The sequence below is a fragment of the Actinoallomurus acaciae genome (genome assembly GCF_042429965.1).
Classification (GTDB): Bacteria; Actinomycetota; Actinomycetes; order Streptosporangiales; family Streptosporangiaceae; genus Actinoallomurus; species Actinoallomurus acaciae.
Window position 1 is genome coordinate 1 of sequence record NZ_JBHLZP010000442.1, and the last position, 6,672, is coordinate 6,672.

The following is a 6,672-nucleotide window of genomic DNA, read 5'->3' on the forward strand; positions in this document are numbered from 1 at the left end:
CCTGCTCGGCCTGGATCCGCTCGGCGTCCAGCGCGTGCTCGCGGACCTGGCCGCGCGGATCGACGCGACCGCCGCCGAGGCCGCCGGGAGCGTACGGGCGGGCGTCCTGCCCACGGCGTCCGCGCCCGCCCTCGACCTGTTCGCCGAACTGCACCTACAGGCCGACCTGCGCCTGTTCGAATCCTGATTTGGGGGATCTTGTCATGGGACTCGACCACAGCCATGACCCGTTCGAGGCGAAGCCGCACCGGGCGCTCCGGCTCGGCATCGGCGGCCCGGTCGGCAGCGGCAAGACGGCGCTGACCGCCGCGCTGTGCCGCCTGCTCCGCGACGAGCTCGCCCTGGCCGTGGTCACCAATGACATCTACACGACCGAGGACGCCGACTTCCTGCGGCGCAACGCCGTGCTGGACGACGACCGGATCGAGGCGGTGCGCACCGGCTGCTGCCCGCACACGGCGATCCGCGACGACATCTCGGCCAACCTCGACGCGGTCGAGCTGCTGGAAGAACGCCACGGGCCGCTCGACCTGGTCATCGTCGAGAGCGGCGGCGACAACCTGACCGCGACGTTCAGCCGCGGGCTCGCCGACCGGCAGATCTTCGTGCTGGACGTGTCCGGCGGCGACAAGGTGCCGCGCAAGGGCGGGCCCGGCGTGACAACGGCCGACCTGCTGGTGGTGAACAAGACCGATCTCGCGCCGCTGGTCGGCGCCGACCTCGGCGTGGCGGGCGTTCGCGGTCGGCCGGCCGGTGTCGGTGAGGGTGGCCTGCAGGGCTCGCCGGTCGCCCGGCACGGGGACTCGCCGGGCCAGGCCGCGGCGTTCGGCGCGGTCCATGAGGCCGGTGAGGGCCGCCTTCTCCACGCCGAAGCACTGGGCGAGGTCGGCCATGCCCCGGGGACCGTCCAGCAGGACGCACAGCAGCTTGGCCTGGACCGGGGTCAGGTCGTGGCGTTCGGAGACGCGCGCGTAGACGTCCTGGACCAGGCCGGCCAGCCGGACCAGCCCGGTCGCGACGTCCATCTCCACCGCGTAATGGTACATGACCTTTATGGTTAAGGTCGCGTACAGTACGTTCCACGAACGAGCGAGAAGGGAGCCTCACAGTGTCGTTCAACCAGGAGGAGATCGCCTATCTGCGGTCCCAGCGGCTCGCGCGTATCGCCACCGTGGACCCGGACGGGCAGCCGGACGTGGTGCCGGTGGGGTTCGAGTTCGACGGGACGCATGTGTACGTGGGCGGCCTGGATCCGGCCAGGACACGGAAGTTCCGCAACGTCCAGGCCGGCAACCCCAAGGTCGCGATCGTCGTCGACGACCTGGTCTCGACCGACCCGTGGACGCCGCGGTACCTGCGGATCTACGGCGAGGCCGAGCTGATCGAGCGGCCGGGCCGGTTCGGGGCCGCCCCGTACATGAAGATCACCCCCACCCTGTCGTGGAGCTTCAACCTGGACGGCCGGCCGTTCACCCACGACCGCGAGATCGCCGTACGGCGCACCGCCCACCGGCCCGCCGCGGGCCGGTAACCGGCATCGATCCGCCTCACCGCGGGGCATCTCCGGCGCCGCCGTACATCGCCACCTGGTAGAGAGCGGCGAGCGCACCGTCGATGGGATGCGGCTGCGGCCTGCCCGAGGAGTCGAGGCTGTTCCACCTCTGCAGGTTCACCGCGATGGACACCTGCCGCTCGCCGTCGGCGCGGGTCATGGCCAGCGCTCCGGCACCCCAGACGGTGCCGCCATGGCCCCAGAAGGTCTCCCGGCCGGGGGCCGCCATCGGGTGCAGGCCGAGGCCGTAGTCGATCGTCTTTCCCTCTTGGGAGATGACCGGGACGGTGCGTTGCATCTGCTCCAGCGACGACCGGCTGACGATCTCACCGGCGAGCAGCTTCCCGAAGAAGCGGTTGAGGTCCGTGACGGTCGATATCAGCGCGCCCGCCGTCCCCACCCATGACATGTCATAGACGCTGTAGTCGCGCGGCGGGTCGATCATGCCGAACCACGCCTCGTAGATCTGCGAGTGCGGCCCGTCGACGTACGGTCCGGCCGGGAGTTCGGTGTCCTGGAGCCCGGCGCGTTCGATGACGTTCTGGGTGATGTACTTGTCGGCCGCGGTGCCGGTCACCTTCTCCAGGAGTTCGCCGAGGAGCAGGTAGTTGGTGTTGGAGTACACCCCCGGGGTGCCGCCCGGTGCGCCGACGGCGGGTGCGGCGACTCCCATCTCGATCAGTTCGGCGGGGTGAAACCGCGTGAGCCGGCTGTCGTCCAGGCTCTGGGGCCCGGTGTCCGCGAGGGCGGGGAACGCCTTGAGGGAGGGGTAGGCGTACGGGAGGTATTCGGCGAGCCCGCTGGTGTGGTCGATCAGCATTCGGACGGTGATCGCGTCGCCGCGTTCTCCCGGTACCAGCCTCGGCAGGTAACGGCCGATCGGCGTGTCGAGGCCGATCTGACCGTCCTCGACCTGCTGGAGCACCGCGGCGGCGGTGAAGGTCTTGGTGATGCTGCCGACGCGGTGCCGCATGTCGGCGGTGACGGGACGGCCGGTGGCAACGTCGGCGACTCCGGCGGCGCCGCGCCAGACCTGGTCACCGTCACGCACCTCGGCGAACAGGCCGGGCATCCCGGCGCGGTGGACATTCTCCAGGGCGGTGTTCAGCTCCGCGGGATCCAGTGGGTTCTTCACGACATGTGTCCTCTCGTGTTCCAGGGGCGCGCTCCACGCAGGTCGCGGCAGGACTCCCGGAGACTCGCGCAAGCGCATGTCCTCATTATGCACGCGGCGCGTGCAACAGCAAGTGCATCGATTATGCTGAGTCCGGACGAGAGGGGCGAGATGGCGGGCCGAAGACGTTGGTCGACCGAGGAGATCCTGGATGCGGCGACGGAGTTGCTGCGCACGAGCGATGCCGATTCGTTCAGCGTGCGCAAACTCGCCATGGCACTCGGGACCGATTCCTCCAGCCTTTACCGGCACTTCCGCAACAAGACCGAGCTGCTGCGCGCGGTCGCCGACCGGATCCTCCTGGCGGCCATGGACGGCTACCGCCCCGAGGGCGACTGGAAACAGCGCATCACCGCCATGGCCCTGCGGTTGCGAGAGGCCTTCGGCCGGCAACCCCAGCTCGCCGCGATCTGGGGACGCTATGCGTCAGGCGGCGGCGGTTCCCGGCTGGTCATGGAAGAGGTCCTGCAGGCCCTGCGGGCGTCGGGCCTGCCCGACGAGGAGATCCCGGCGCACTACCACCGGATCGCGATCCTCGTCGCCGCGTTGATCGCCTCCGAGGCCGGGGTCAACGCCATCGGCCCCAAGGAGTACGAACAGGGCATGGAGCTGTTCCGCGTCGCGGTGCTGGGCGCCGACCCCGAGCGCTTCCCCGCGCTGGCCCATTTCGCCCGCGACGTCCGCCCTCTCGGCGCGGACCGCCGCGCCGCGTTCGAAGAGATCCTCGCCGCCCAGCTCGCCCAGATCGAGGCCGGAATCCCCTGACTCCGCCGGGGCGGCCCGGCCGGAAAGAAAAGGACCCCGCCGGTCGGGCGGGGTCCTTGACGGTGTGGTGCTCAGCTGGCGAAGTCGAGCAGCGGCCGGGCGTTGCTCGGGTGCCGCAGCTTCGACAGCGACTCCTTCTCGAGCTGGCGGATCCGCTCGCGGGTCAGGCCCAGGTGCTTGCCGATCTCGTCGAGCGTGCGCGGCGTCCCGTCGTACAGGCCGAAGCGCATCGCCATGATCTTCTCTTCGCGGGCCGACAGCACGCCCAGAGCGCGCCGCAGCTGGTCGGCCATGAGCTGCCGGTCGACCAGCTCGGAGGCCTCGGGGGTGTCGGTGTCCTCGATGAGGTCGCCGATCCGGGTCTCGCCGTCCTCGCCGATCGTGGAGTCGAGGCTGATCGGCTGGCGGCTGGTGCGGAGCAGCTCCTGGACCTGGGCGGGGCTCTTGTCGAGCTCGACGGCCAGCTCCTCCGGGGTGGGCTCGCGGCCGAGGCGCTGGTGCATCTCCCGCTCGACGCGGCTCAGCTTGCTCAGCATCTCCAGGACGTGAACGGGCAGCCGGATCGTCCGGGCCGAGTCGGCGAAGCCGCGCTGGATGGCCTGCCGGATCCACCACATGGCGTACGTGGAGAACTTGTAGCCCTTGGTGTAGTCGAACTTCTCGACGGCGCGGATCAGGCCGAGGTTGCCCTCCTGGACGACGTCGAGCAGCGACAGCCCGCGGTCGGCGTACTTCTTGGCGACCGACACCACGAGCCGGAGGTTGGCCTCCAGCATGTGGGCCTTGGCCCGCTGGCCATCCTCGGCGACGAGCCGCAGGTCCTCGCGGGCCCGTGCGGACAGCTTGGCGCCGCTCTCCAGCTTGTGCTCGGCGTAGAGCCCCGCCTCGATGCGCTTGGCGAGGTCGACCTCCTGGGCGGCGGTCAGCAGCTGACGGCGGCCGATCGCCTTGAGGTACGTGTGCACCGAGTCGCCCATGACCGAGGACTGGTCGTCCAGGTCCGTCGGGGCGTCCACCTCGAAGTCGTCCGTCTCGGTGGTCGCGACCGGCGTCTCGACGGGAGCGTCGGCGGCCAGGACCTCCTCGGCCGGGCCGTGCTCCTCGACGGGCTCGACGGGCTCGGCGACCTCGGTGTTCTTGGCCTTGGCCGAGCGGGCGGTCCGGGTCGTCTTGGTCCGGGTGGCCTTCGCCTTCGGCTTCGCCGTGGAGCGGGCGGGCTTGGCCGGCGGGGCCTTCTTGACAGTGCCCGTACCCTTTTTCTTGGCGGACGAAGTCTTCGGCTCACCGGCGGCCTTGTCCTGGCTGGCCAGCCGCACTCCGGCGTCGGTCAGCTCACGGATGATGGAACGGCCCTGCGCGGGGGTGATACCGGCTTCCTGAAAGGCGTTTCGCACCTCGTCAAGCGAGAGGTGCCCCTGGGAACGGCCACGGTCGAGAAGTTCCTCGAGAGGCGTCGTGGTCGGCGCTACGGGCGCGGCGGTAGCAGCGGTTCGCGGCATGAGGACACCTCCCTCCCTTCGTACGTATGTCGGCGGCATGGGACGTGCGTCTCTGGCATATGCGCGCACTATCCGAAACGCGCAGTTGTGTCTGGGTTGTTCCCGCAGGGCGGAAACTTTCACCTGCCCGGGGTGGGCTCCACCGTAAAGCCTGACGCTCGCGGGCGTCGTCTCCGCGGCCGTTCGGGCCGGTGAGACCACCGTACGCCGCTCGCGCGGCGGACTCCAGCCGTACTGGTCACGCCGCTCTGGGGTCGTTCCGTGTGACAAGCAACACTCTTGGCCGGCTCAGCCGCGCGCCTGGATCGTCGTGGCTCTCAGTGTGCAGGTGGCGACCTTCAGGTGGGCCGAACAGGTCCAGTGGTCGATGACGGCCAGGCCGGCGCTGCCCTCGGCCGGGGTGGTGGGGTCGTAGTACTTGCCGAACACCCGCATCGCCGTCACACAGGTCGTGCGGCCCTTAACGACGACGACCCGGGCCGGGTACCCGCCGATGGCGTCGACCTTTCCGCAGACGGTGCCGGCGAGGGCCGGTCGCGGCGGGCCGGTCGGCGTCCGCGACGGTTTGGGGATCACCAGGGGAGGGCCGGAGGGCTGCCGGCGCTTTCCGGAGTGTCCTCCGGCCGAGCATCCGGCGAGCGCGACGAGCGTCAGCACGGCGAGCACGCGAGGTACGACCACGGGCAGGGATTCTTTCAGAGGGCGCGGCGCAGCCGTACCCGATCCGGCTTTCCCGATGCCAGCAGGGGGATCTCGGGGACCAGTTCGACGGCGCGGGGCGCGGCGTGCGCGGGCAGGGTCGTACGGACGTGGTCGCGCAGCTCCTCCAGGGTGGCCGAGCCGACGACGACGGCGGTGACCCGCTCGCCCCATTCGGGGTCGGGCCGGCCGACCACGACGACGTCCTCGACGCCGGGGTGGCTGCGCAGCAGGTGCTCGACCTCTCCGGCGACGACCTTCTCGCCGCCGGAGATGATGACGTCGTCGGCGCGGCCGCGGACGCGCAGCCCCCCGTTCTCGATCACGCCGAGGTCACTGGTGACGAACCAGTCCCCGTCCAGGACGGCGCTGGTCAGGTCGGGGCGCAGCCGGTAGCCGTCGAACAGCACCGGGCCGGCGAGGCGGATCCGCCCGTCGTCGCCGACGGCCGCCGAGACGCCGTCGAGCGGCACGCCGTCGTAGACGCAGCCGCCGCAGGTCTCGCTCATGCCGTAGGTGGTCAGGACCCGGCCGCCGGCCGAGCGCGCGGCCGCCAGGAGGTCCGGGGGAGTGGCGGCCCCGCCGAGCAGGATCGAGGAGAACACCGACAGGTCGTGGTCGAGCATGCGGCGCAGCTGGGTCGGTACCACCGAGATGTGCTGTGCGCCGGCGGCCACCGCGGCGGCGGCGGAGAAGCGTTCGTGCACGATCGGCGCGGTGCCCGTGACGATGGAGCGGGTCAGCACCTGGATGCCGGCGATGTGGTCGGTGGGCAGGCAGCACAGCCAGCGGTCGCCGGGGGCGGCGCCGATCCGTTCGAGCGTGGCGGTGGCCGAGCGCGTCATCGCCTCGGCGGACAGTTCAACGATCTTGGGCTGGCCGGTCGATCCGGAGGTCGCGATGAGGACGGCCGCGTCGGTCGGCCGGCCGCCGTCGCGTCGCGTGACGCCGCCCGGGGTCTCGACCGCGGCGGGGGCGAGCGC

The 6,672-nt window shown here is 70.9% G+C and carries 6 protein-coding genes and 3 pseudogenes; 4 read left to right on the forward strand and 5 right to left on the reverse strand.

Features of this window, described 5'->3' with window-relative positions; translation table 11 throughout:
• Both ACFFNX_RS37790 and ACFFNX_RS37795 read left to right on the forward strand, forming a co-directional pair.
• Nucleotides 1–187: pseudogene (locus ACFFNX_RS37790) on the forward strand (urease accessory protein UreF); the annotation flags it as partial.
• Between the two features lie 16 nt (nucleotides 188–203).
• Nucleotides 204–671 (forward strand): annotated as a pseudogene (locus tag ACFFNX_RS37795) (GTP-binding protein); the annotation flags it as partial.
• 165 nt (nucleotides 672–836) lie between these two features.
• Here the strand turns inward: ACFFNX_RS37795 and ACFFNX_RS37800 are convergent.
• Nucleotides 837–1,046 (reverse strand): annotated as a pseudogene (locus tag ACFFNX_RS37800) (hypothetical protein); the annotation flags it as partial.
• A gap of 62 nt (nucleotides 1,047–1,108) precedes the next feature.
• Between ACFFNX_RS37800 and ACFFNX_RS37805 the strand changes: the two are divergent.
• Nucleotides 1,109–1,531 (forward strand): PPOX class F420-dependent oxidoreductase, encoded by a 423-nt coding sequence (locus ACFFNX_RS37805; protein WP_378210876.1) that lies wholly within the window; start codon nucleotides 1,109–1,111, stop codon nucleotides 1,529–1,531.
• A gap of 16 nt (nucleotides 1,532–1,547) precedes the next feature.
• Here ACFFNX_RS37805 and ACFFNX_RS37810 read toward each other — a convergent pair whose 3' ends face one another.
• Entirely contained in the window at nucleotides 1,548–2,687 is a 1,140-nt protein-coding gene (locus ACFFNX_RS37810) for a serine hydrolase domain-containing protein (RefSeq protein ID WP_378210877.1), read from the reverse strand.
• 150 nt (nucleotides 2,688–2,837) lie between these two features.
• Between ACFFNX_RS37810 and ACFFNX_RS37815 the strand changes: the two genes are divergently transcribed.
• Nucleotides 2,838–3,491 carry a TetR/AcrR family transcriptional regulator gene (locus tag ACFFNX_RS37815; RefSeq protein ID WP_378210878.1) on the forward strand — a complete coding sequence of 218 codons (654 nt, stop codon included), beginning with the start codon at nucleotides 2,838–2,840 and terminating at the stop codon, nucleotides 3,489–3,491.
• A 71-nt stretch (nucleotides 3,492–3,562) separates the two neighbouring features.
• Here the strand turns inward: ACFFNX_RS37815 and ACFFNX_RS37820 are convergent, their stop codons facing one another.
• The 3 genes from ACFFNX_RS37820 to ACFFNX_RS37830 all read right to left on the reverse strand — a co-directional run.
• Complete coding sequence (locus ACFFNX_RS37820; RefSeq protein ID WP_378210879.1) at nucleotides 3,563–4,990, reverse strand: RNA polymerase sigma factor; 1,428 nt, start codon at nucleotides 4,988–4,990, stop codon at nucleotides 3,563–3,565.
• Nucleotides 4,991–5,278: 288 nt separating this feature from the next.
• Nucleotides 5,279–5,671, reverse strand: a complete 393-nt coding sequence (locus tag ACFFNX_RS37825) for a hypothetical protein (protein WP_378210880.1) — start codon at nucleotides 5,669–5,671, stop codon at nucleotides 5,279–5,281.
• A 14-nt stretch (nucleotides 5,672–5,685) separates the two neighbouring features.
• The coding region (locus tag ACFFNX_RS37830; protein WP_378210881.1) for an AMP-binding protein at nucleotides 5,686–6,672 on the reverse strand (987 nt) is incomplete at its 5' end.